The organism is Streptomyces solincola (assembly GCF_002982015.1).
In the GTDB taxonomy this organism is placed as follows: Bacteria; Actinomycetota; Actinomycetes; order Streptomycetales; family Streptomycetaceae; genus Streptomyces; species Streptomyces solincola.
The window spans coordinates 1-19417 of sequence record NZ_PVLV01000055.1 but is presented as its reverse complement, the minus strand read 5'-3'; the positions used below and the strand labels follow the sequence as shown (position 1 = coordinate 19417).

Here is a 19417-nt window from a genome sequence, read left to right as displayed (position 1 = left end):
CCCGCGCTCCGATCCCCGCCCCCAGACCTCCTGCCTCCGCCTCGACATCCGCATCCCCTCCGAGGCTTCCGGCTCCCCACGAGGCGGTCACCCGGATGGCGCTCGCCGCCCGGGACGGCGACCCGGTCGCGGTGGAGGGACTGGTCCGCTCCCTGCACCGGGACGTCTGGCGCTATGTCGCCTACCTCAGCGCCGACGCCCAGGCCGCGGACGACCTCACCCAGGAGACCTTCCTGCGCGCGCTCGGCAGCCTGCACCGCTTCGAGGGGCGCTCCTCCGCCCGCACCTGGCTGCTGTCCATCGCCCGGCGCACCGTGGTGGACAGCCTGCGCCACGCCGCGGCCCGCCCCCGGCTGTCCGACCGCGACGACTGGCAGCTCCTGGCCGAGCGCCGCCAGCCCCGCACCCCGGGCTTCGAGGACGGCGTCGCGCTGGCCGAACTGCTGGCCGTCATCCCCGCCGAGCGGCGCGAGGCGTTCGTGCTCACCCAACTCCTCGGCCTGCCCTACGCCGAGGCCGCCCGCACCCTCGACTGCCCGATCGGCACGGTCCGTTCGCGGGTGGCCCGCGCCCGCGCCGCCCTCGTCGACCTCCTCCGCGACCCGCCCGAGCCGGCCGCCCCCGCGCCGCCGCCCGCCCCCCGGCGGCTGCGCCCGGCCGGTCAGCCGCCGGTGCGCAGCGGCATCGCGGCCAGGTAGTCGCCGAAGCCGCCGCGGGCCCGGGCCCGCAGCCGGGGCGAGGTGAGCACCGGCTGGTGCGCGGTGCGCAGCACCCGGTGGCCGCGCCGCTCCAGGGCCTCGACCAGGGCCCGGTCCTCGCCCACCGCGAGCGGGGGGAAGCCGCCGACGTCGAGGTAGGCGGCGGCGCTCACGCCGAGGCTGGCCCCGTGGACGTGCGGGTGACGCCAGTCGCCGCCGCCGGGCGGCCGGGTCGCCTCGTACAGCTCCCGGTGCGGCAGGGCCAGCGGGGAGGCGGCCGGCAGGACGACGGTGCCGACCACCGCCTGCCAGCCCTCGCGGGCCCGGTCGAGCTGGTACGCCAGCCAGCTCGGCGGGACCGTGCTGTCGGCGTCCGTGGTGGCGACCCACACGTCCTCGCCGCCGCCGGCGTACCGGTCGAGCGCGTGGCGGACGCCGGCGTGCCGGGCCGCGCCGGGGTTGCGGCAGTCGGTGGTGACGACCTGCGCCCCGGCCCGCCGGGCCAGCGCCGCGGTGCGGTCCCGGCAGGCGTCGGCGACCACCACGGTCACCGTCGCCACCCCCGCCAGACCGGGGTGGCGGGCCGCCGCGGCGACGGCGTCGAGGGCGGCCGGCAGCAGCGCCTCCTCGTCATGGGCCGGGATGACGACCACGGCGGTGCTGACGGCGCCAAGCCCCGGGGCGGCGCCGGACCCCGGGACGGCACCGGGATCAGGGGCGGCGGCGGGCTCCGGGGCGGCGGCCGTGCTCACGCCGGGCTCTCCGGGGTGAGGCCCTCCCGGGCCGCGACCGAGCGGGGCGGGCGGCCGTCCGGGCCGGTGCGCCGGTACACCTGGAGGACGAAGTCCTCCTCGCGGTGGTCGGCGGCCAGGGCGAGTCCGGGCTCCTCGGCGAGCCGGCGGGCGATGCCGGTCCCGGTGGTCAGATGGTCCGGAACCGGGTGGTCCCAGTGCACGCCGACCAGGGTGCCGTCCGGCTCCAGCGCCGCCACCGCCCGTGCCAGCAGCCCGTCCAGCGCGGCCGCGTCGAGGTAGTACAGCAGCTCCGACAGCACCACCAGGTCGAAGGACCCGTCCGGCCACTCCTGGGGCAGCAGCAGCCTGCGCACCTCCACGTTCGGCAGGTCCCGGGTGCGGCCGCGGGCCGTCTCCACCGCCGACTCCACCCGGTCGCAGGCGAGCACCGCGTCGCAGCGGGCGGCCAGCCGCCGGGTCAGCTCGCCGACCGAGCAGCCCGGCTCGAAGGCCCGCCGGTAGCGCGGCAGCGGCAGCGCGGCGACGGTCAGGTCGTACTTGCGCCGCTCGTACCAGCGCTCCGCCAGTCGCCAGGGGTCCTCCGTGCCGCGGTACATGTCCTCGAAGTACGCGTCGGGGGTACGGGGCCGGGCGCCGGGCGGCGCACCGGGACCGGCACCGGGCCGGGAGCCGGGCGGGGTGGGGGGCCGCGTCATCCGAACACCACCTCCACCGCGCGCAGGTGGTGGGCCAGCTCCGCCGGCGGCAGCACGGCGGCGTCCTCGGGACCGGGCCCCAGCGGACGGATCTGGCTGGCGAACTGCTCGACCGCGGCCCGCTTGCGGGCCAGCGCCTCCGGCGGCAGGTCGATCCGCGCGGCCCGCTGCCACGGCACCCGGGGGTCGCCCGGCGTCGCCCAGTGCCACATCCACACCGGGTAGAGCCGGCAGGGCACGCCCGCCGCCCGCGCCGCCGCCAGCGCAGCCCGCCCGGCCGCCTCGTGATCGCCGTGCACATCGCCGGTCCAGGGCGCGAGGCACAGCGCGGCGCCCGGCAGCAGGTCGCCCAGGACTGCGGCGAGACCGTCCTCGTGTCCGGCCACCCCGGTGTCCGGCAGCCCCAGCCGCACCACCTCGGCGCCGCCCGCGCCCAGTCGTGCCAGCGCCGCGCGCAGCTCGCCGGCCCGCACCTCGGCCAGGCGGCCGGGGGTGATCCGGGTGCTGCCCGGGTGCGAGCCCTCGCCGTCGGTGACCGAGACCACGGTCAGCGCGCAGCCGGCCGCCGCGAGGAGCGCGAGCGCCCCGCCCGCCCCCAGCACCTCGTCGTCCGGGTGCGCGGCGACCACCACGACCCGGCCCGCCGCCGGCAGCGCGTACCGCTCCATCCGGTCCCAGCCGTCCCAGGCCCGCCACCGCGCCTCGTCCGTCCCCGGCGCCTGGATCGCGTCCGCGTAGCCCTCGCTCACGCCCGCGCCCGCCGGCCCCGCGCTCACGCGCCCGCCCCCGCGCCGCGCGCCACCCGCGCGCCCAAGGCGGCCAGGTCCCGTTCCGCGTGGTGCTGGCGCACATAGACGGTGAGGTCGGCGACCGCCTGGGCATGGCGGTGGTCGTGGCACAGCGGCCCCGCGCCGGTCGCCCGCCCCACCCGGTCCAGCACCTCCGCGCACGCCTGCGCCACCAGGGCGCGCACCCGCAGCGCCCGCAGCGCGGCGCCGCCGGCCCGGTCCAGCGGGTCGGCGTCGATCTCCTCGGCCGCCTGCCGCAGCGCCGCCCCCGCCGCGTACAGCGTCAGGTGCACCGCCCCGGCCTGGGCGTCGGTGAACGAGTCCTCGCCGCGTCCCGCCTTCTCGAACAGGACCCGCGCCACGGCCTGGGCCCCGCCGTACCAGCAGGCGGCCACGCCCACGCCGCCGTGGTGGAAGCCGGGCCGGCGCAGATACGCCTCCACCCCGCCCACCTCGGTGGCCGGCACCGCGGTGAACCGCACGTCCGGGCTGTCGCTGCCGGCCATGCCGACCGCCCGCCAGCTCCCCGGAACCGGTCGGCAGCCGGAGCCGTCCTCCGGCCCGCGCGCGTCCGCGCCGGGAATCCCCGTACGCACCGCGAACAGCCGCCGCCCGTCCTCGGCGAGCGCGGTGACCAGGGCGTGGGTGCAGGTGTGCGCGCCGGAGCAGTACCGCTTGACGCCGTCGAGCACCCATCCGCCCGCGGTCCGCCGCGCGGTCAGCCCGGACCCCGGCGGCTCGGCCGCCCACACGCCCCAGTACTGCCCCAGCTGCGCCGGCCGTCCGCCGAGTTCGCCGAGGATCGCCACCGCGTCGAGATGGCCCTCCACCAGCCGGGCGACGCTCAGGTCCTCCCGGGCCACCGCGGCCAGCTCCTCGAACCGGGCGGCGGTGCCGCCGCCGCCCGGCAGCGGACACTCGACCGCGCCCACCGCCAACGCGTCCACATACCGCGCGAACTCCCTCCCCGCGCGCCACGCGACCGCCGCCCCCTCCGGCCGCTCGTCCGGCCGTCCTTCCGGCCACCGGTCGTCCGACCGCCCCTCCGGGCGTCTCGGCGGGTGCCCCTCACCCCGCTCCGGCCCACCGGCACGCGCCGGCTCCGTCCCCCCGGCCGACGGACTGGTCGCTTCCCGCATTCGCACTGCTCCTGTCTGCGCTCCGCGCTCCGCGCCTTGCGCCCTGCGCGTCCCGTGTGCGCTCGCGCCCTGCTCGTCGAGCCCCGCACTCCGTGCCCTGCCTGCTCAGCCGCCCGCCGCCGGGCCGCTCACCTGCTCGGTGCTCCTCAGTGCCCCGGCCCGCGCCGATGAAAATCCGCACCGCGTACGCCGTGTCGGATCTTTCGCTCCCGGGGCTCCCGTCTTCGTTTTCCGGCCACCGCGCGCCCTGCGGGGGATACCGTCGCGGTCAACGCTCGGTCCCGTGCAGTGTGGCCGAGGGCGGTACGCCGTACGCCGTGCGGTAGGCGGCCGCGAAGCGGCCCTGGTGGACGAAGCCCCAGCTCATCGCGACCGCGGAGACGCTCGCGGTACGGGGGTCGGCGGCCCGCAGGTCCGCGTGGGCGCGGTCGAGGCGCACCCGGCGCAGATAGCCCAGCGGCGTGGTCGAGGCGTGCCGGCGGAAGGCGTACTGGGCGGCCCGCGGGGTGACGAACGCGGCGGCCGCGATGTCGGCGAGGCTGATGTCGCGGTGGGCGTTGTCCTCGATGTAGGCCATCGCCCGGCGCAGGGTGTCGGTGCCGGCGTCCCGGCTGTCCAGCCGGTGCTCCTCCTCGGCCATGGTGGTGTTGGGCAGCGACGCGAGGGTGACGGCGGCCAGATGTCGTACGGCGGTGGCGACGACCAGTCCGCCGGCCTGCGGGTCGGTCAGCACGTGGTCGCGCAGGTATCCGATGGCGGCGCCGAGCCGGCGGCCGGCGGCGGGGCTGATGGCGCGGTGCCCGGTCAGCTCGACCGGCCCGCGGCCGCCGCCCGCCCCGGTGGCGGCCACCTCGGTGAGCACCGAGGGGTCGAACATGGTCACCGTGTAGCGGGCGGCTTGGACCTCCCCGGAGTAGGGCCGGTCGGGCCGGGTGACCAGGAAAGACTCGCCGGGCCCGTAGACCTCGTGCCGGCCGCCGGTGGTGTCGGTGAGGGTGCCCGCGTGGATGGTCAGCAGGGCGACCTTGTCCAGCACCCCCGCGTCGTAGGCCATCGTGTAGTCGAGGTCCAGCTTGTCGACGCTGACGCCGGGCGCGGTCGTGCGCTCCACCAGGGTGTGGGCGCCGTACGGCCGGCCGCCGATCCGCATGGGCGCGTACGCCCGCGACATGAACTCCTCGGTCGCCTCCAGGCTGTCGCTCTCGAAACGAAGAGTGCTCATGCGCATTGCCTCCGGTGCCGCCCTGCCCACCGCTTGTGCCCCGGTATCCCGACCGTACGCCCGGATGCCTCCGCGCGCCTCGCGCCCCGCCTGACGCACGCGCCCCAAGCGGGGGCGGCGCGCCGTTTCGTTTGCCGGATCCTCCGGCACGCCGAGTGTTCGTCCCACCGGCCACTGCCCTCGCCCGTTCGGGGCATCGTGAGGGTGACCGCCCCGGGTCGTCGACGCGAGGAGAACAGGAACCCCCGATGCCAGAGCCGGAGAAGCCGCCCGCCCCGACCACCGCCGCCGCCGTGGAGCGGGAACTCCTCCAGCTCCGCCGCGCCGTCGTCTCGCACGCCGTCATCGACCAGGCGATCGGCGTGGTGCTGGTCTACGGCGGCCTGCTGCCCGCCACCGGCTGGCAGGTGCTCAAGGAGGTGTCCCAGCACACCAACACCAAGCTGCGCGAGGTGGCGGAGCACGTCGTCCAGTGGCCGCACCGCGCCTGGCTGCCGCCCGAGATCCGCCGCCACCTGGACGCCGCGCTGGAGCGGCACGCGGCCCCCTCCCGGCGACCCCTGGGACGCGGCCCGGCCCTGCCGTGAGCGCGCCCGGGCGCGGCCTCAGCCGGACTCGCCGCCCGAGGGCTTCCGCGGGGCCGCGTCGTCGTCCGGGCGGTTGCGGGCCGCGCGGCGGAACTCGGCGTTGACCCGCTGGGCCTCCTCGAGCTGGTCCTCCAGGATGACGATGCGGCAGGCGGCCTCGACGGACATGCCCTGGTCGACCAGCCCGCGGGCCCGGGCGGCGATCCGCAACTGGTAGCGCGAGTAGCGGCGGTGGCCGCCCTCGGACCGCAGCGGCGTGATCAGCCGCGCCTCGCCGAGGGCACGGAGGAACGCGGGGGTGGTGCCGAGCATCTCGGCCGCCCGCCCCATCGTGTACGCGGGGTAGTCGTCGTCGTCCAGTCGGTCGTCGAGCGGGGAGTCCGCCGGCATTCCCACCTCCTTGTCGTCGCGGGGGAGGCGCCCCGGCGGCCGTCCGGCGGCAGGGCCCGCAGGGAATTCAACACCATCCCCCGCCCCGGCCCGGGAGCGGACGGAGCCCGTACGCCGGAGAGGGGGCGACCGCGTGTTCCGGTCGCCCCCTCGTCCACGGCGTCACGGGCCTCGGCCCGGTCGCGCGCTCCCCGCTACACCGGCGTCGGGCCGCCGAGCAGTTGCGACGCCTCCTCGACCGGGGTGAGCGCCGGCGCGGCGGGCTGCGCGGGAGCGGCGGCGTGGCAGGTGAAGCCGAGCCGGGTCATGGCCCGGGTGACCTCGCCCGCGGTGAAGTCGCGCCGGTCCTGGCGGGTGACGACCTCGCCCACCTGCATGACGGGGAAGTGGCGGCGGCCGATGGTCACGTAGGCGCCGGTGAGCGGCTCGGGCTTCACCTTCTTCATGGTCGCCGTCACCTCGTCCTTGGTCAGGTCGAACGGGAAGCGGGCGATGATGCAGCGCATGGTGTCTCCAGGGTGAGGGGGACGGTCCTGGCGTGGGCGGGAAGAGTGGTCGGGGGCCGGCTCACGCCGCGGCGCCGCCGGCGGAGCGCCGCCGGCCGGTGGTGTTGCGGGCCGCGGGGGCGGTCGCCCGTCCCCGGCCGGTGCGGCGGCCGCCGCGGCCGCGGGAGCCGCCCCGGGAGCCGTCCGGGGACGTGCCGGAGGAGGCGGAGGCGGCCTTCCGCGCGGCCGGCCGCGCCGGGGCCGGGGCCGGGATGACGACCGGGACGCCGGAGGGGGTGCGCGCGCCGGTGATGCGGCTCAGCTCGGCTTCGCCGGAGCGGACCTGCGTGGTCACCGGGTCGATCCCGGCGTCCGCGAGGAGGCGTGCGACGTCGCGCCGCTGGTCGGGGGTGACCAGGGTGACGACGCGGCCGGACTCGCCGGCCCGGGCGGTGCGGCCGCCCCGGTGCAGGTAGTCCTTGTGGTCGGCGGGCGGGTCCACGTTGACCACCAGGTCGAGGTCGTCCACGTGGATGCCCCGGGCCGCGACGTTCGTCGCCACCAGCACCGTGACCTGCTCCTCCTTGAAGCGGGCCAGGGTGCGGGTGCGCTGCGGCTGGGTCTTGCCGCCGTGCAGCGCGGCGGCCCTGACCCCGTCGGCCAGCAGGCTGCGGGTGAGCCGGTCCACCGCGCGCTTGGTGTCCAGGAAGAGGATCACCCGGCCGTCGCGGGCGGCGATCTCGGTCGTCACCCGCTGCTTGTCGGGCCCGTGCACGTGCAGCACGTGATGGTCCATGGTGGTGACCGAGGCCGCCGACGGGTCGGTGGAGTGGACCACCGGGTCGGTCAGGTAGCGGCGGACCAGCTTGTCGATGTTGCGGTCCAGGGTGGCCGAGAACAGCATCCGCTGCCCGTCGGGGCGCACCAGGTCCAGCAGGGCGGTGACCTGCGGCAGGAAGCCGAGGTCGGCCATCTGGTCGGCCTCGTCCAGGACGGTGATCTCCACCTGGTCCAGCGTGCAGTGGCCGCGCGCCAGGAGGTCCTTGAGCCGGCCCGGCGTCGCCACGACGACCTCCGGCCCCTCGCGCAGCGCGGCGGCCTGCCGGCCGATCGACATCCCGCCGACCACCGTCGCCAGCTTCAGCCGCAGCGGCCGGGCGTACGGGGTGAGCGCGTCGGTGACCTGCTGGGCCAGCTCGCGGGTGGGCACCAGCACCAGCGCGAGCGGCTGCCGGGGCGCGGCCTTCCGGCCGGCGGTGCGGGCCAGCAGCGGCAGCCCGAAGGCGAGCGTCTTGCCGGAGCCGGTGCGTCCGCGCCCCAGGACGTCGCGGCCCGCCAGGGAGTTGGGCAGGGTGGCGGCCTGGATGGGGAACGGCACGGTCACACCCTGCGCGGTGAGCGCGTCCAGCATCGGCCGGGGCAGGCCGAGCGCGGCGAACGACTCGACCGGCGGCAGCGCGGGGGTCTCGGTCACCGGCAGGGCGAACTCCGCGGGCGCGGTGGCCGGGCGGCGGGCGCCGGCGGGGCGCTGCCCGCCGCGGGGGGCGCCGCGGCGGCGGCCGCCCTGCCCCGACCGGGACGCGCCGCTGGCGGCGGGGGTGGTGCCGGCGGCGCGGGCGGGCCGGCCGTTCCTGCGTGTGCGGTCCAAAGGGAACCCTCCTCGGTTCGGCGCGTTTCCGGGGAAGGGCCGCGCGGAAAGCAGGCGCAGCGTGTCGAGGAAACGGCCGGGAAATGCGACGGCGTATCGGGCCGGAAAGGAGTTCACGGGCCGAGGGGCCGAAGCGGATGGCGCGGCACGGTCAGAACGCCGAAGCGGCGGAACCGGATCCGCGGGCGCGATCCGTCGGGGGGGCGCCGGACGTCCGGTGGGGGACGCCGTGCACCGCGTGAGGGGGCTGCGGGCGAGGGGTTACCTGCCCGGGCCGGCCGGCGGTGCGGATCGCGGGGACCGCCGGCGGTGGCGCCTCGGCGTGACGGGGCCGGGCTCCCGGAGGGTGACGCGACTGGGGCCCGCACCCAAGGTGCGGGCCCCAGTCGTGTACGGCACGCCTCAGCGTCAGGCGGGAACGATGTTCTCGGCCGTCGGGCCCTTCTGGCCCTGCGCGATGTCGAAGCTCACCTTCTGGCCTTCCTGAAGCTCGCGGAAGCCCTGGGTGGCGATGTTCGAGTAGTGGGCGAAGACGTCGGAACCGCCGCCGTCCTGCTCGATGAAGCCGAAGCCCTTTTCGCTGTTGAACCACTTGACGGTGCCAGTAGCCATTTTCTCTCCTCGGAACGAAGTGCGAAATCCACACCGCGTGGATTTCGGCCGCCGCGATGATTTCCGTCGGAAAGTACCTCTGGCAACCACAACTGCAACTGACGGCAACCGTACCACGACCGTCTCGCCACGGAACGTGATTTCCGGACGTCCGGCAGGCCGGCCGGCGAATGCCTGCCTCCTGCGGCGAACAATTCTGTTCCCGCCGCAGTAGATATCGTTATTCAGCCGGCGGGGGTGCGGGCGGCGATGACCGTGATGTCGTCGCGGCTGTCGCCGAGGTCGTGGGCCAGCTTGGCGCAGAGCCGGTCCAACGGGAGGTGGCGGTGGGTCGCGGCGTGCTGGCGCAGCCGGGTCATGCCGGTGTCCAGCGCCTGGTCGCGCGACTCGACCAGGCCGTCGGTGTAGAGCAGCAGCGTGGCGTTCGCGGGCAGGCGGACGCGGGCGGTGGGCCGTTCGGCGGCGGGGCGCACCCCGAGGAGCATCGCGTGCGCGCCGGTGAGGTAGGCGGCGGTGCCCTCGGGGCCGATCAGCAGCGGCGGCGGATGGCCGGCGACCGACCATTCCAGGTCCCAGCCCCCTTCCACGGGGCGGCGCAGCCTGGCCAGGACGGCGGTGGCGGCTTCGCCGGGGGTCAGCCGCGCCTGGGCGGCGTCCAGCCGGCGCAGGATCCGACCGGGCGCCTCCTCCGGGCGGTCGACGGCCAGCGCGCGGAGCATGTTGCGCAGCTCACTCATCCGGGAGGCGGCCTGGATGTCGTGCCCGGTGGCGTCCCCGATCACCATGGCGAGGTCGCCGCCGCCCAGCGGGAAGGCGTCGTACCAGTCGCCGCCCACCTCGGCCGCCTGCTGGGCCGGCTCGTAGTGGGCGGCCAGTTCCAGGCCGGTCACCTCCGGCAGGTCGGTGAGCAGGGCCCGCTGGAGGGTGGCCGCGATGTCGGCCTGGGCCGCGTGCAGCCGGGTGTTGTCCAGGCCGAGCGCGGTGCGGCGGGCGACCTCCTCGGCCAGCACCCGGTCGGCCTCGTTGAACGGCGGGCCGGCGGGCGCGCGGGTCAGCGTCAGCGCCCCGTAGGTGGTGGCGCGCAGCCGCAGCGGCACGACGAGCGCCTCCTGCGCCTCCACCACGTGCATCAGGTCGGGGCGCGCCGCCGGCGGGCCCTGCGCCAGGGTGCGCAGGTACCGGGTCCCGCCGCCGTCGAGCACCCGGCGCAGCGCCTCGGCGTGGCCGGGGTGGTCCGCAAGCCGCCCGGCCTCGCCGGCCGCCTCCGGCAGCACGCCGGGAGCGTGGTGGGCCCAGGCCACCCGGCGGCGTCCGCGCCCCTCGGCCAGGTCGATCACGGCGGTGTCCGCGAGACGCGGGACCAACTGCCGCACCAGGCGCCTCAGCGCCTCGTCGGCGTCCAGCGTGCTGACCATGGCCAGGGTCAGCTCGCCGAGCCAGGTGACCTCGGCCAGGTCGTACTCGGCCTGCTCGCGCATGGTCTCGCTGTGCGCGTAGCGGTCCGCGCGCCGCTCGTCCCGCGCGCGCTGGGCGGAGGCGTCGTGGAAGACGACCACGGCGCCCTCGCCGTGGCCCGGTCCGGCCGGCAGCGGCGCCGCGGTCCACCACACCTGGAGGGGGGTGCCGTCGGCCCTCAGCAGGACCGCCCGGTCGCCGCTGACCCGCCGCCCCGCCTCGACCTCGGCCGGGACGGGCGGCTGACCCGGCATCCCCGCGGCCTGCGCCGGGTGCAGCACGGCGTGCGCGTCGACGCCGTTCAGCGTGCCGGGCGCATAGCCGAGGAGCCGCTCGGCCCATGGATTGCACGCGATCACACGGCCCCGGCCGTCGACCGCGTAGACGCCCGCGCCGGCCGCCTCGAACAGCGCCGTCGCCAGCGCCCTCTCCGGGCCCGCCGCGGCGTCCCTTTCCGGGTGGTTCTCCACCTTCCGTATTCTGCCCGGCGGCGCCCGCCCGCCTCTGGCGTTCGAGGTGATCGGCCCTCACGGGCACGGGGCGGGCACGGCGAGGCGCGGCCCGCACCGCCGCTCCGGGACATCCGTACGGCCGTACGCCGCAGCCTGGCCCGGTCGGCTCCGGGAGGCCGCCGTACCGGCCGACCGCCCGGACCGCCCGGCGGCGGCACCGCACCCGGCGGCACCGCCGGGCGGTCCGGCCGCCGACTCGCGCCCCGCCCCGGTCAGACCGCCGCCTGTGCTCCCGCGCGGCTCGGGGCCTCCTGCCGTACGACCCGGCGGCGCCGCGTTGGCAGGCCCAGGGTCGGCCGGCGCACGCCCCAGACCGCGCCCTTGCAGATCAGCTCCTTGTAGCGGGCGGCCAGGCGGCCGGTCAGAGCCCGGTCGACCGCCCGGTCGTCCGCGGTCACGAACTGGATCAGGCCGTCCATGCGGCCCAGCGAGACGCACTGCTGGACATACCGGATGGAGAGGCTCGGGACCTCGGTTCCGGTGAGCCGGGCGGCGATGGCGTCGGCGGCCTGCCAGGCCATGGGGACGCCCGAGGCGCAGGACATGCGCAGGGGCTTGCCGCCCGGGCCGATCGCCGTCGCCGCGTCGCCGACGGCGTACACCTGCGGGTGGGAGACCGAGCGCATCGTGGGGTCGACCACGATCCGGCCGCGGTCGGCGACCTCCAGCGCGGTGGCCCGGGCGAGCGGGTGGACGGCGAAGCCGGTGGTCCACACGGTGGCGTCGGCGGGGATCGTCCGGCCGTCGGCGGTCGTCACCGCGTCCGCCGCCACGGCGCCGACCGCCGTGTGCTCGTGCACCGTGATCCCGAGCCGGTCCACCGCCTTGCGCAGGTGGGCGCGGCCTTTGCCGGAGAGCCAGTCGCCGAGGCCGCGGCGCGCGACCAGGGCGACGTCGAGGTCCGGGCGGGCCTCGGCGATCTCGGTCGCGGCCTCCACGCCGGTCAGACCGCCGCCGACCACGACCACCGGCCGTCCGGCGGCCAGCGCGGCCAGCCGTTCGCGCAGCCGCAGGGCGCCGGCCCGTCCGGAGACGTCGTGGGCGTGCTCGGCGACGCCGGGGACGCCCCCGTCGTCCCACCCGCTCCCCAGCGCGTACACCAGCGTGTCGTACGCCAGCTCCTCCTCGGTCCCCTCGCGCCCGTCCACGGCGGCGAGCGCCACCCTCCCGCCCTCCACGTCCACTCCGGTGACCTTCGCGACCCTCACCGCCACCCCCGTGCCGGCGAACACCTCCGCCAGCGGCCGGGGCGTGAGGTCCTGACCCGCCGCGAGCTGGTGCAGCCGGACCCGCTCGACGAAGTCGGGCTCGGCGTTGACGAGGGTCAGGGCGACGTCCCCGCGGTGCAGCCGCCGGGCGAGGCGGCCGGCGGCGACGGCTCCGGCGTAGCCGGCTCCGAGAACGACGATGCGGTGCTGCATGTCCGTGCTCCTGTCTGCGCGGGGCCGCCGTGGTCCGGCGTGCTCACGCCCCCTGAACCGGACAGCCCCGCGCTTCCTGACAGCACACGCCGGTGATCCACGTCACCTTCGAGCTCGGACCCCGCCGTCTCAGAGCCTGACGAAAGGAACCTCGCCCGCCCCCACCGCCGCCCAGCGCTCGGTCGCCCGGACGAGCTTGTCCGGGTTGACCTGGCTGCGGACGGCGGCGATGCCCTCCGCGGTGACCTCCAGGCAGGCGATCCCGACCACCCGCCCGTCCACCACCACCACGAAAGCGGGCCCGCCGTTGGCGGTCGCGGCGTAGACCTCGGGCACCCCGCCGACGATGGCCCGCTTGGCCTGTCCGGGCCTGAACAGCCCCCGCAGGAACGTGGCGACGGCCCGCGCGCCCTCGAACGCCTTCGCCCGCGCCGGGACCTTCCCGCCGCCGTCGCCGATCGCGACGGCGTCCTCGGTGAGCAGCGCCACGAGGGGTTCGGTACGCCCCGTGGTCGCCGCCGCCAGGAACTCCTCGACGATCCTCCGGGCGGCGGACCGGTCGACCTCCATGCGCGCCCGGCCCTCGGCGATCCGCTTCCTGGCCCGGTGGTGGATCTGCTGGCTGGCCGCCTCGCTCACGTCCAGGATCCCGGCGATCTCCCGGTGCGCGTGCCCGAACGCCTCGCGCAGCACGTACACCGCCCGCTCCTTGGGCGACAACCGCTCCAGCAGCACCAGCACGGCGTACGACACCGAGTCCCGCTGCTCGGCCGTGTCCGCCGGCCCCAGCATCGGGTCCCCGGCCAGCAGCGGCTCGGGCAGCCACTGCCCCGCATACGTCTCCCGCCGCACCCGCGCCGACGTCAGCACGTTGAGGCACCAGTTGGTGAGCACCTTGGTCAGCCACGCCTCAGGCGACTCGATCCGCCCCACGTCCGCCGCCTGCCAGCGCAGATAGGTTTCCTGCACCGCGTCCTCGGCGTCCCCCGACGCCCCGAGCAGCCGATAGGCGATCGCCGCCAGGCGGGGCCGGGCAGCTTCGAACCGATCCACATCACGCTCGGTCAGGGCCATGCCCGTGATCCTAGGCGCGCGGGGACGGTTGGCGGAGGCCCGAGTCGCCTTCCGCGGGGAGGGGGGCCGTGGGCGGCGACGGGGTGAGCGCGTCGGCGTAGAGGCGGAACAGGCGCGGGCGGCCGGGCCGCCGGTCGTCCTCGTCGCAGAGGGCTTGCCAGCACTGCGCGGCCAGGGCGCGGGCGCGGGCGCCGGGCCACGGCCGGGGGAGCAGTTCGGGGGGCAGCAGCGGGTCGGGCGTCATGGCGGTGGTGAAGGACGCCGCCAGCTCGACCGCGTACGTCAGGCGCTCGGTGTCCGTGAGGCGGTCCGGGCCGGACACCCGGGCCAGGTGGTCCGCGGCGAGCGCGGCGAGCGCCTCGTGGCGTTCCGCGATCGTGTCGAGCGGCCAGAGCAGGGCGGCGATCCGGGCCGGGTCGGACTCCCCGCCGACCCGCAGGTCGCGGCTGGTGAGACGGGTGAGGGAGGGCAGGACGGACAAGTGGCGCGCGTGGGCCTCGACGGTGTCGCCGACGGCGTTGGCGCTGACGTAGAGCCCGCCCTGGAGGGGAGCCGCGCCGAGGTGCAGGAGGGTGTCGCGCAGAGTGTCGCGGGCCTGCCGCGCGGTCTCGGGGACGGCGAAGGCCAGCAGGTGCCAGGTCCCGTCCCAGGGAGCGAGCCCCTGGTCCTGCCGGTAGGCGTGGCGGACGTACTCCACGTCCGGTGCGATGGCGCCCGTGGCGTCGGCGGTGGCGTACAGGAGTGCCTTGCGGCCGCGCCCCTCGTGGACGAACCGGCCCTCCGCGACGAGCCGTCTGACGCAGAGCCGGACCTGCTGGTCGGTCATGCCGAGGGACTCGGCGACGGCGTACAGCTCGCCCGCGTCGACCGTGCCGTCCTCGCGGACGAGGGCGAAGACCAGGGTCCGGGTGCCGATCCCGGGCGTACGGGGCGCCGGGGCGGTCGCCGCGGGTTCGTCGGTCATCGTCGCCGGTCCTCTCCGCCGTGCGGGCCCGCCGGGACCGTCCGGTGCATCGTCGTCACCGCGCCGAAGCCCATCAGGCCCCGCAGGAACGGCGTCCGCTCGGTGCGCACGGCGGTGAAGCCGTGCCGCTCGTACAGCGCTCGGGCACGCGGGTTGACGTCCACGACGTCCAGGCGGACCCGTGCGCACCCGTGCGCGGCGGCGACGGCGGCGATCTCCGTGAGCAGCAGCCCGCCGATGCCCGTACCCCGGTGGTCGGGGTGGACGGCGATGCCGTCCATGACGAGTTCCCGCGGTCCGGGGGTCCGCTCCAGCAGCGCCAGCACGGCGAGTCGCGGCAGGCCGCGGAGGAGTCCGTAGCCGGCGAGCACGTCGCGCACGCCGCCGCCGGTCAGGCCGCGACCACCGAGCCGGTAGCCGGCCACGCCCACGACGTCGCTCCCGCCCGGGGCGAGCGCGACGACGCCGCGGTCGTGGTGCAGATGGCGCGCGATGAAGGCCCGGCCCCGTCCGGCCGGTCCCAGGGCGGCCCCGAGCTTGCGGCCGAAGGCGTCCCAGTACAGCTCGGCCACCCGCTCCTCCGCCCCCGGGGGCACGCCGCGTCTGATGCCGGCTGCCGCGTCCATGTCTCCTCCTCGTCCCGCCGCTCTCCGCGTCCACTAACGTACGAACATATTACGCTCGTATGTGAAACGATAGTTCAGCTCACGCAATCCCGGGGGAATCGATGTCCACGAGATCAGCGAGCGCGTCATCCGAGCGCCGCCGCCGGGTGGTGCGAGCCGTCCTCGCGGCGCTGTCCGCGCTGGTGGTCGCGGCCGCCGGCCTCGGTGGCCTGGTGGTCTGGCAGAACACCTACGACCTGCGCGAAGAGGCGGTGACCGTACGGCACGGCGGCCGGACCCTGCACGGCGTGCTGGCCCTGCCCGAGCAGGGGAAGGGCCCCTTCCCGCTCGTGGTCTTCGTGCACGGGGACGGCCCGGTCGACGCCACGCACGAGACCTTCTACCGGCCGATGTGGGAGGCGTTCGCCCGGGCCGGGTACGCCTCGCTGTCCTGGCACAAGCCGGGCGTGGCCGGCGCGCCGGGCGACTGGCTCGACCAGACCATGGCCGACCGGGCCCGGGAGGCCGTCGACGCGATCGCCTGGGCCCGGCGGCGGCCGGACGTCGACGGTGACCGTATCGGCCTGTGGGGCGCCAGCCAGGCCGGCTGGGTGCTGCCCAAGATCGCCGCCGAGGACGGCCGCATCCGGTTCGCCATCGCCGTCTCCCCGGCCGTCAACTGGCATCGGCAGGGCCGCTACAACCTCCTCGCCGAGCTGCGCCGTGACGGCGCCTCGGACGCCGAGGTCGCCACCGCCCTGCGCCGCCGCGAGACCGGGCTGAAGCTGCTCGCGCGGCACGCCGCGTACGAGGAGTACCTGCGGGTGGTCGGGGACCCGCAGGGCATGACGGCCGCCCGCTGGCGGTTCGTCTCCCGGAACCACACCGCCGACGCGAGCGCCGACCTGCCCGCCCTGCGCGGGGTCCCCGTCCTGCTGGTCCTCGCCGGACACGACGTGAACGTGGACACCGCCGAAACCGAGGCCGCCTACCGCCGCCTGCTGCCCGGACCGAAGCTCCGGGTCGCCCACTACCCCGACGCCACCCACGCCCTGCTCCGACACGACGTGGAAAGCTCACCCCTGCGCCTGACGATGACCGCGCTCTGCCGGCCTCGGGCCCTCTTCGCCGAGGGCTTCCTGGACGACCAGCGACGTTTCCTGTCCGAGGGCCGGGGAGGGTGACCGGTTCCGGCCGGCGCAGCGCGACGACGGCGGGCGTCGGCGTCGGTCCCACCGGACAGCCGCGCACCGGGGGCCTCTCCGCATCGAGGTCCTGAGCCTCGACCGCCACGTCCCCGAACGCGTGCGGCTCGAACAGGCCCCGTCCGAAGCCGCGGAGGCACCGGCATGAGCTTCCCCGTCGCGCTCGTCGTCACCGTCCTGCTGCTCATCGGCAGCGGGTTCTTCGTCGCCGCCGAGTTCGCGCTCGTCGCCGCCAGGCGCCATCGCGTCGAGAAGGCCGTCGCGGACGGGCGCCGCGGCGCCAAGGCCGCGCTCGCCGGCATGCGCGAGCTCTCCCCGATGCTCGCGGGCGCCCAGCTCGGCATCACCCTGTGCACCCTCGGCCTCGGAGCCATCTCCAAGCCCGCCATCTCCCACGAGCTCGACCCTCTTCTGGTCGAGCTGGGCCTGTCCACGGCTCTCAGCTACGGCATCGCCTTCGCCGTCGCCATGATCATCGTGGTGTTCCTGCACATGGTCCTCGGTGGACGGCCCCGAAATCCTGGGCCATCGCCCACCCCGAGCGCTCGGCCATGCTGCTCACTCCGCCGTTCCGGGCCCTGGTCACAGCCGTACGTCCGCTGATCTGGATCCTGAACAAGATCAGCAACACGCTCGTGCGGATGTGCCGGGTCGAGCCCCGCGACGAACTGGCCACCGTCCACAACCGCGAACAACTCACCCACCTCGTGGCGGAGTCCGAGCGGCTCGGCCTGATCGACACGGCGGACTCCCAGCTCATCACCCGCTCCCTCACCGAGCCCCTGACCCCGGTGTCCGCACTCCAGACGCCGGCCGCCGACATCGTCGCCGTCGAGGCCGCCGCCGACCTGGACACGCTCCTGGCCAGGGCCTCCGAGGTCGATCGTTCCCGCCTGCTGGTCCGCGACGGCGACCGCTTCGTCGGCTCGGTCCACACGCGGGACGCGCTCGTCGCCCGCGCCCGCGGCAGAGCCCTCACCGCACGCGACCTGGCCCGCCCGGTGCCGGAACTGGCCACCACCACGACCGTTTCCCACGCGGTCGAACAACTCCGCCAGCGCCGGGCCTCCCTCGCCCTCATACGCGACGAACAAGGCGCCCTCACCGGCCTCGTCAGCCTGGACGACCTGCTGATCCGCATCATGGGACCGCACTCCCCGTAGGCGACGACGAAGCCCCACATCCGCGACGTGGGGCTTCTTCACGGAGCGGGTGACGAGGATCCTCCGGGTACGGAGGCTGTTCCTGACCGCGGCTGCCCGCCCTGCCCCGGGGGTGTGTCCGGGGCTGGGCCGGCGGGTCAGGCAGGGATGACGCGGACCTGCTTGCCGCAGAGCCTGGTCATGTCGTCGCCGTCGGAGGTCAGGACGGCGACGGGTCTCGGCTGGCGGAGCGCGAGCTCGGCGACCGTGGCGCCGATGGCGTACTTGTGCCCGCGCAGTCCGGCGCCATTGAGAAGCCCAGCCGCCGCTATCGCCGCCTGCTCGGTGACCGGTTCCACCTTGACGCATGGCATGCGACCTTCGAGAGGTCTATACAACAACGAAGCCCCAGGCCACTGGCCTGGGGCTTCGCTACGGAGCGGGTGACGAGAATCGAACTCGCGCTCTAAGCTTGGGAAGCTCATGTTCTACCATTAAACTACACCCGCGCGACGCGTCCGGAGGCCCGGTGTCGCATCGTCGTTCACTCTACCCCATGACCTTCCGCCCGCGTGCGCGCCGCATGCGGGCGGTGTCGTCGTCTTCCCCTACTGTGGCGGTCTCGTCCAGGCGTTAGTGGGGAAGGGACTTGATGGACTCCATGCACCGCACCGTCGTCCGCTGTGCCGAGGGGCACGTGTTCAGCACCGGGACGTTCCCGATGCAGCAGCTCGGGCCGGACCGGATCGGGCCCGGGCGGCTCCTTCGGTGTCCGCGGTGCGCGCGGCTGCGGCACGCCGTGCCGGTGGGGCACGAGCGGCGGTAGGCCGCCGGGTCGACCGGGCCGGAAGTGACCGTCGGCGCGCGGGGCGGCCCCGGTGGGGGCGGGCCCGCGCGCTTCGGGTTTCCCGGGCCCGTATCCTCGACGGGTGCTTCTCTCAGACAAGGACATCCGGGCCGAGATCGACGCCGGACGGGTGCGCATCGACCCGTACGACGAGTCCATGATGCAGCCGTCCAGCATCGACGTCCGGCTGGACCGCTATTTCCGGGTGTTCGAGAACCACCGGTACCCCCACATCGACCCGGCCGTCGAGCAGATCGACCTCACCCGGCTGGTCGAGCCGGAGGGGGACGAGGCGTTCATCCTGCACCCGGGGGAGTTCGTGCTCGCCTCGACGTACGAGGTGATCTCGCTGCCGGACGACATCGCCTCCCGGCTGGAGGGCAAGTCGAGCCTCGGCCGCCTCGGTCTGGTGACGCACTCCACCGCCGGGTTCATCGACCCCGGCTTCTCCGGGCACGTGACGCTGGAGCTGTCCAACCTCGCCACGCTGCCGATCAAGCTCTGGCCGGGCATGAAGATCGGGCAGTTGTGCATGTTCCGGCTCAGCTCACCGGCCGAGCACCCGTACGGCAGCGAGCGCTACGGCTCGCGCTACCAGGGCCAGCGGGGGCCGACCGCCTCGCGGTCCTTCCAGAAATTCCATCGGACCCAGGTGTGAGCCATGAGTGACGTACGCGAGAACCTGACCTACGAGGGCTTCGGCCGCGCCGTCCGCGAGCTCGCCCAGACCATCGCCGACGACGGCTACGAGCCCGACATCGTGCTCTCCATCGCCCGCGGCGGCGTCTTCGTGGCCGGCGGCCTGGCGTACGCGCTGGACTGCAAGAACATCCACCTGGTGAACGTGGAGTTCTACACGGGGGTGGGGACGACGCTGGAGATGCCGGTGATGCTGGCGCCGGTGCCCAACGCGATCGACTTCTCCGACAAGAAGGTGCTGATCGCCGACGACGTCGCCGACACCGGCAAGACGCTGAAGCTGGTGCACGACTTCTGCCTCGGCACGGTCGCCGAGGTGCGCTCGGCCGTCATCTACGAGAAGTCCCACTCGCTGGTGAAGTGCGAGTACGTGTGGAAGCGCACCGACGAGTGGATCAACTTCCCCTGGAGCACCGAGAAGCCCGTGGTGCGCCGCGAGGGCCAGGTGCTGGACGCCTGACCGCCTGAGGCGGG

Annotated in this window: 20 protein-coding genes, 1 tRNA gene and 2 pseudogenes; 7 read left to right on the top strand and 16 right to left on the bottom strand. The window is 75.6% G+C overall.

What is annotated here, in order from left to right:
- Positions 1–11: 11 nt before the first annotated feature.
- Positions 12–698, top strand: coding sequence for a sigma-70 family RNA polymerase sigma factor (locus C6N75_RS04275; RefSeq protein ID WP_258177217.1), 687 nt, complete (start codon positions 12–14; stop codon positions 696–698).
- Here the strand turns inward: C6N75_RS04275 and C6N75_RS04270 are convergent.
- From C6N75_RS04270 to C6N75_RS04250, 5 genes are all read right to left on the bottom strand, one after another.
- Complete coding sequence (locus C6N75_RS04270) at positions 662–1450, bottom strand: glycosyltransferase (protein ID WP_105867486.1); 789 nt, start codon at positions 1448–1450, stop codon at positions 662–664. The genes C6N75_RS04275 and C6N75_RS04270 overlap by 37 nt on opposite strands.
- Positions 1447–2049, bottom strand: coding sequence for a class I SAM-dependent methyltransferase (locus C6N75_RS04265; protein WP_105867485.1), 603 nt, complete (start codon positions 2047–2049; stop codon positions 1447–1449). Before C6N75_RS04265 ends, C6N75_RS04270 begins: the two co-directional genes overlap by 4 nt.
- 95 nt (positions 2050–2144) lie before the next feature.
- Positions 2145–2924: a PIG-L deacetylase family protein gene (locus tag C6N75_RS04260; protein ID WP_258177216.1), complete on the bottom strand. Its 780-nt coding sequence runs from the start codon at positions 2922–2924 to the stop codon at positions 2145–2147.
- Positions 2921–3883, bottom strand: coding sequence for an acyl-CoA dehydrogenase family protein (locus C6N75_RS04255; protein WP_181160335.1), 963 nt, complete (start codon positions 3881–3883; stop codon positions 2921–2923). Before C6N75_RS04255 ends, C6N75_RS04260 begins: the two co-directional genes overlap by 4 nt.
- A gap of 460 nt (positions 3884–4343) precedes the next feature.
- Entirely contained in the window at positions 4344–5297 is a 954-nt protein-coding gene (locus tag C6N75_RS04250) for a helix-turn-helix transcriptional regulator (RefSeq protein ID WP_105867484.1), read from the bottom strand.
- A 248-nt stretch (positions 5298–5545) separates the two neighbouring features.
- Here C6N75_RS04250 and C6N75_RS04245 point away from each other — a divergent pair, with 248 nt between their 5' ends.
- Positions 5546–5884 carry an ANTAR domain-containing protein gene (locus C6N75_RS04245; protein WP_105867483.1) on the top strand — a complete coding sequence of 113 codons (339 nt, stop codon included), beginning with the start codon at positions 5546–5548 and terminating at the stop codon, positions 5882–5884.
- Positions 5885–5902: 18 nt separating this feature from the next.
- Here the strand turns inward: C6N75_RS04245 and C6N75_RS04240 are convergent, their stop codons facing one another.
- The 9 genes from C6N75_RS04240 to C6N75_RS04200 form a co-directional block, all read right to left on the bottom strand.
- The gene (locus tag C6N75_RS04240; RefSeq protein ID WP_105867482.1) at positions 5903–6274 is read right to left on the bottom strand and encodes a MerR family transcriptional regulator; all 372 of its coding nucleotides are present in this window, start codon (positions 6272–6274) and stop codon (positions 5903–5905) included.
- 194 nt (positions 6275–6468) lie between these two features.
- Entirely contained in the window at positions 6469–6780 is a 312-nt protein-coding gene (locus C6N75_RS04235) for an SCO5918 family protein (RefSeq protein ID WP_105867481.1), read from the bottom strand.
- A 61-nt stretch (positions 6781–6841) separates the two neighbouring features.
- Positions 6842–8407, bottom strand: a complete 1566-nt coding sequence (locus C6N75_RS04230; protein ID WP_105867480.1) for a DEAD/DEAH box helicase — start codon at positions 8405–8407, stop codon at positions 6842–6844.
- A 408-nt stretch (positions 8408–8815) separates the two neighbouring features.
- Complete coding sequence (locus tag C6N75_RS04225) at positions 8816–9019, bottom strand: cold-shock protein (protein WP_105867479.1); 204 nt, start codon at positions 9017–9019, stop codon at positions 8816–8818.
- Between the two features lie 224 nt (positions 9020–9243).
- Entirely contained in the window at positions 9244–10944 is a 1701-nt protein-coding gene (locus tag C6N75_RS04220) for a SpoIIE family protein phosphatase (protein ID WP_105867478.1), read from the bottom strand.
- Between the two features lie 254 nt (positions 10945–11198).
- Positions 11199–12407, bottom strand: a complete 1209-nt coding sequence (locus C6N75_RS04215; protein WP_105867477.1) for an NAD(P)/FAD-dependent oxidoreductase — start codon at positions 12405–12407, stop codon at positions 11199–11201.
- 129 nt (positions 12408–12536) lie between these two features.
- Positions 12537–13481: an RNA polymerase sigma factor SigJ gene (gene sigJ, locus C6N75_RS04210; protein WP_105867476.1), complete on the bottom strand. Its 945-nt coding sequence runs from the start codon at positions 13479–13481 to the stop codon at positions 12537–12539.
- Between the two features lie 10 nt (positions 13482–13491).
- On the bottom strand, positions 13492–14445 hold the full coding sequence (locus tag C6N75_RS04205) for a PaaX family transcriptional regulator C-terminal domain-containing protein (protein WP_105867475.1): 954 nt from the start codon (positions 14443–14445) through the stop codon (positions 13492–13494).
- Positions 14442–15071, bottom strand: a complete 630-nt coding sequence (locus C6N75_RS04200) for a GNAT family N-acetyltransferase (protein WP_105867474.1) — start codon at positions 15069–15071, stop codon at positions 14442–14444. The genes C6N75_RS04205 and C6N75_RS04200 overlap by 4 nt, the downstream gene beginning before the upstream one ends.
- A gap of 101 nt (positions 15072–15172) precedes the next feature.
- On the opposite strand from C6N75_RS04200, the gene C6N75_RS04195 reads away from it, so the two are divergent.
- Both C6N75_RS04195 and C6N75_RS04190 read left to right on the top strand, forming a co-directional pair.
- Positions 15173–16234 (top strand): alpha/beta hydrolase family protein, encoded by a 1062-nt coding sequence (locus C6N75_RS04195; RefSeq protein ID WP_105867473.1) that lies wholly within the window; start codon positions 15173–15175, stop codon positions 16232–16234.
- A gap of 165 nt (positions 16235–16399) precedes the next feature.
- Positions 16400–17418: pseudogene (locus C6N75_RS04190) on the top strand (hemolysin family protein).
- A 137-nt stretch (positions 17419–17555) separates the two neighbouring features.
- Here C6N75_RS04190 and C6N75_RS04185 read toward each other — a convergent pair.
- Positions 17556–17762 (bottom strand): annotated as a pseudogene (locus tag C6N75_RS04185) (DNA-binding protein); the annotation flags it as partial.
- A gap of 73 nt (positions 17763–17835) precedes the next feature.
- A tRNA-Gly gene (locus C6N75_RS04180) sits at positions 17836–17906 on the bottom strand.
- A gap of 143 nt (positions 17907–18049) precedes the next feature.
- On the opposite strand from C6N75_RS04180, the gene C6N75_RS30445 reads away from it, so the two are divergent.
- The 3 genes from C6N75_RS30445 to C6N75_RS04170 all read left to right on the top strand — a co-directional run bounded on the left by C6N75_RS30445 (position 18050) and on the right by C6N75_RS04170 (position 19403).
- Positions 18050–18223 (top strand): hypothetical protein, encoded by a 174-nt coding sequence (locus C6N75_RS30445; protein ID WP_181160334.1) that lies wholly within the window; start codon positions 18050–18052, stop codon positions 18221–18223.
- 103 nt (positions 18224–18326) lie between these two features.
- Complete coding sequence (gene dcd / locus C6N75_RS04175) at positions 18327–18902, top strand: dCTP deaminase (RefSeq protein ID WP_105867472.1); 576 nt, start codon at positions 18327–18329, stop codon at positions 18900–18902.
- A gap of 3 nt (positions 18903–18905) precedes the next feature.
- Complete coding sequence (locus C6N75_RS04170) at positions 18906–19403, top strand: phosphoribosyltransferase (protein WP_105867471.1); 498 nt, start codon at positions 18906–18908, stop codon at positions 19401–19403.
- Positions 19404–19417 lie beyond the last annotated feature (14 nt).

Bases quoted from the DNA above. Each gene is read 5' to 3' on its own strand.
- C6N75_RS04225 (WP_105867479.1), bottom strand. From the start codon at position 9,019: ATGGCTACTGGCACCGTCAAGTGGTTCAACAGCGAAAAGGGCTTCGGC.
- C6N75_RS04240 (WP_105867482.1), bottom strand. From the start codon at position 6,274: ATGCCGGCGGACTCCCCGCTCGACGACCGACTGGACGACGACGACTAC.
- C6N75_RS04265 (WP_105867485.1), bottom strand. From the start codon at position 2,049: ATGTACCGCGGCACGGAGGACCCCTGGCGACTGGCGGAGCGCTGGTAC.
- C6N75_RS04250 (WP_105867484.1), bottom strand. From the start codon at position 5,297: ATGAGCACTCTTCGTTTCGAGAGCGACAGCCTGGAGGCGACCGAGGAG.
- C6N75_RS04235 (WP_105867481.1), bottom strand. From the start codon at position 6,780: ATGCGCTGCATCATCGCCCGCTTCCCGTTCGACCTGACCAAGGACGAG.
- C6N75_RS04205 (WP_105867475.1), bottom strand. From the start codon at position 14,445: ATGACCGACGAACCCGCGGCGACCGCCCCGGCGCCCCGTACGCCCGGG.
- C6N75_RS04200 (WP_105867474.1), bottom strand. From the start codon at position 15,071: ATGGACGCGGCAGCCGGCATCAGACGCGGCGTGCCCCCGGGGGCGGAG.
- sigJ (WP_105867476.1), bottom strand. From the start codon at position 13,481: ATGGCCCTGACCGAGCGTGATGTGGATCGGTTCGAAGCTGCCCGGCCC.
- C6N75_RS04195 (WP_105867473.1), top strand. From the start codon at position 15,173: ATGTCCACGAGATCAGCGAGCGCGTCATCCGAGCGCCGCCGCCGGGTG.
- C6N75_RS04215 (WP_105867477.1), bottom strand. From the start codon at position 12,407: ATGCAGCACCGCATCGTCGTTCTCGGAGCCGGCTACGCCGGAGCCGTC.
- C6N75_RS04245 (WP_105867483.1), top strand. From the start codon at position 5,546: ATGCCAGAGCCGGAGAAGCCGCCCGCCCCGACCACCGCCGCCGCCGTG.
- C6N75_RS04170 (WP_105867471.1), top strand. From the start codon at position 18,906: ATGAGTGACGTACGCGAGAACCTGACCTACGAGGGCTTCGGCCGCGCC.
- C6N75_RS30445 (WP_181160334.1), top strand. From the start codon at position 18,050: ATGGACTCCATGCACCGCACCGTCGTCCGCTGTGCCGAGGGGCACGTG.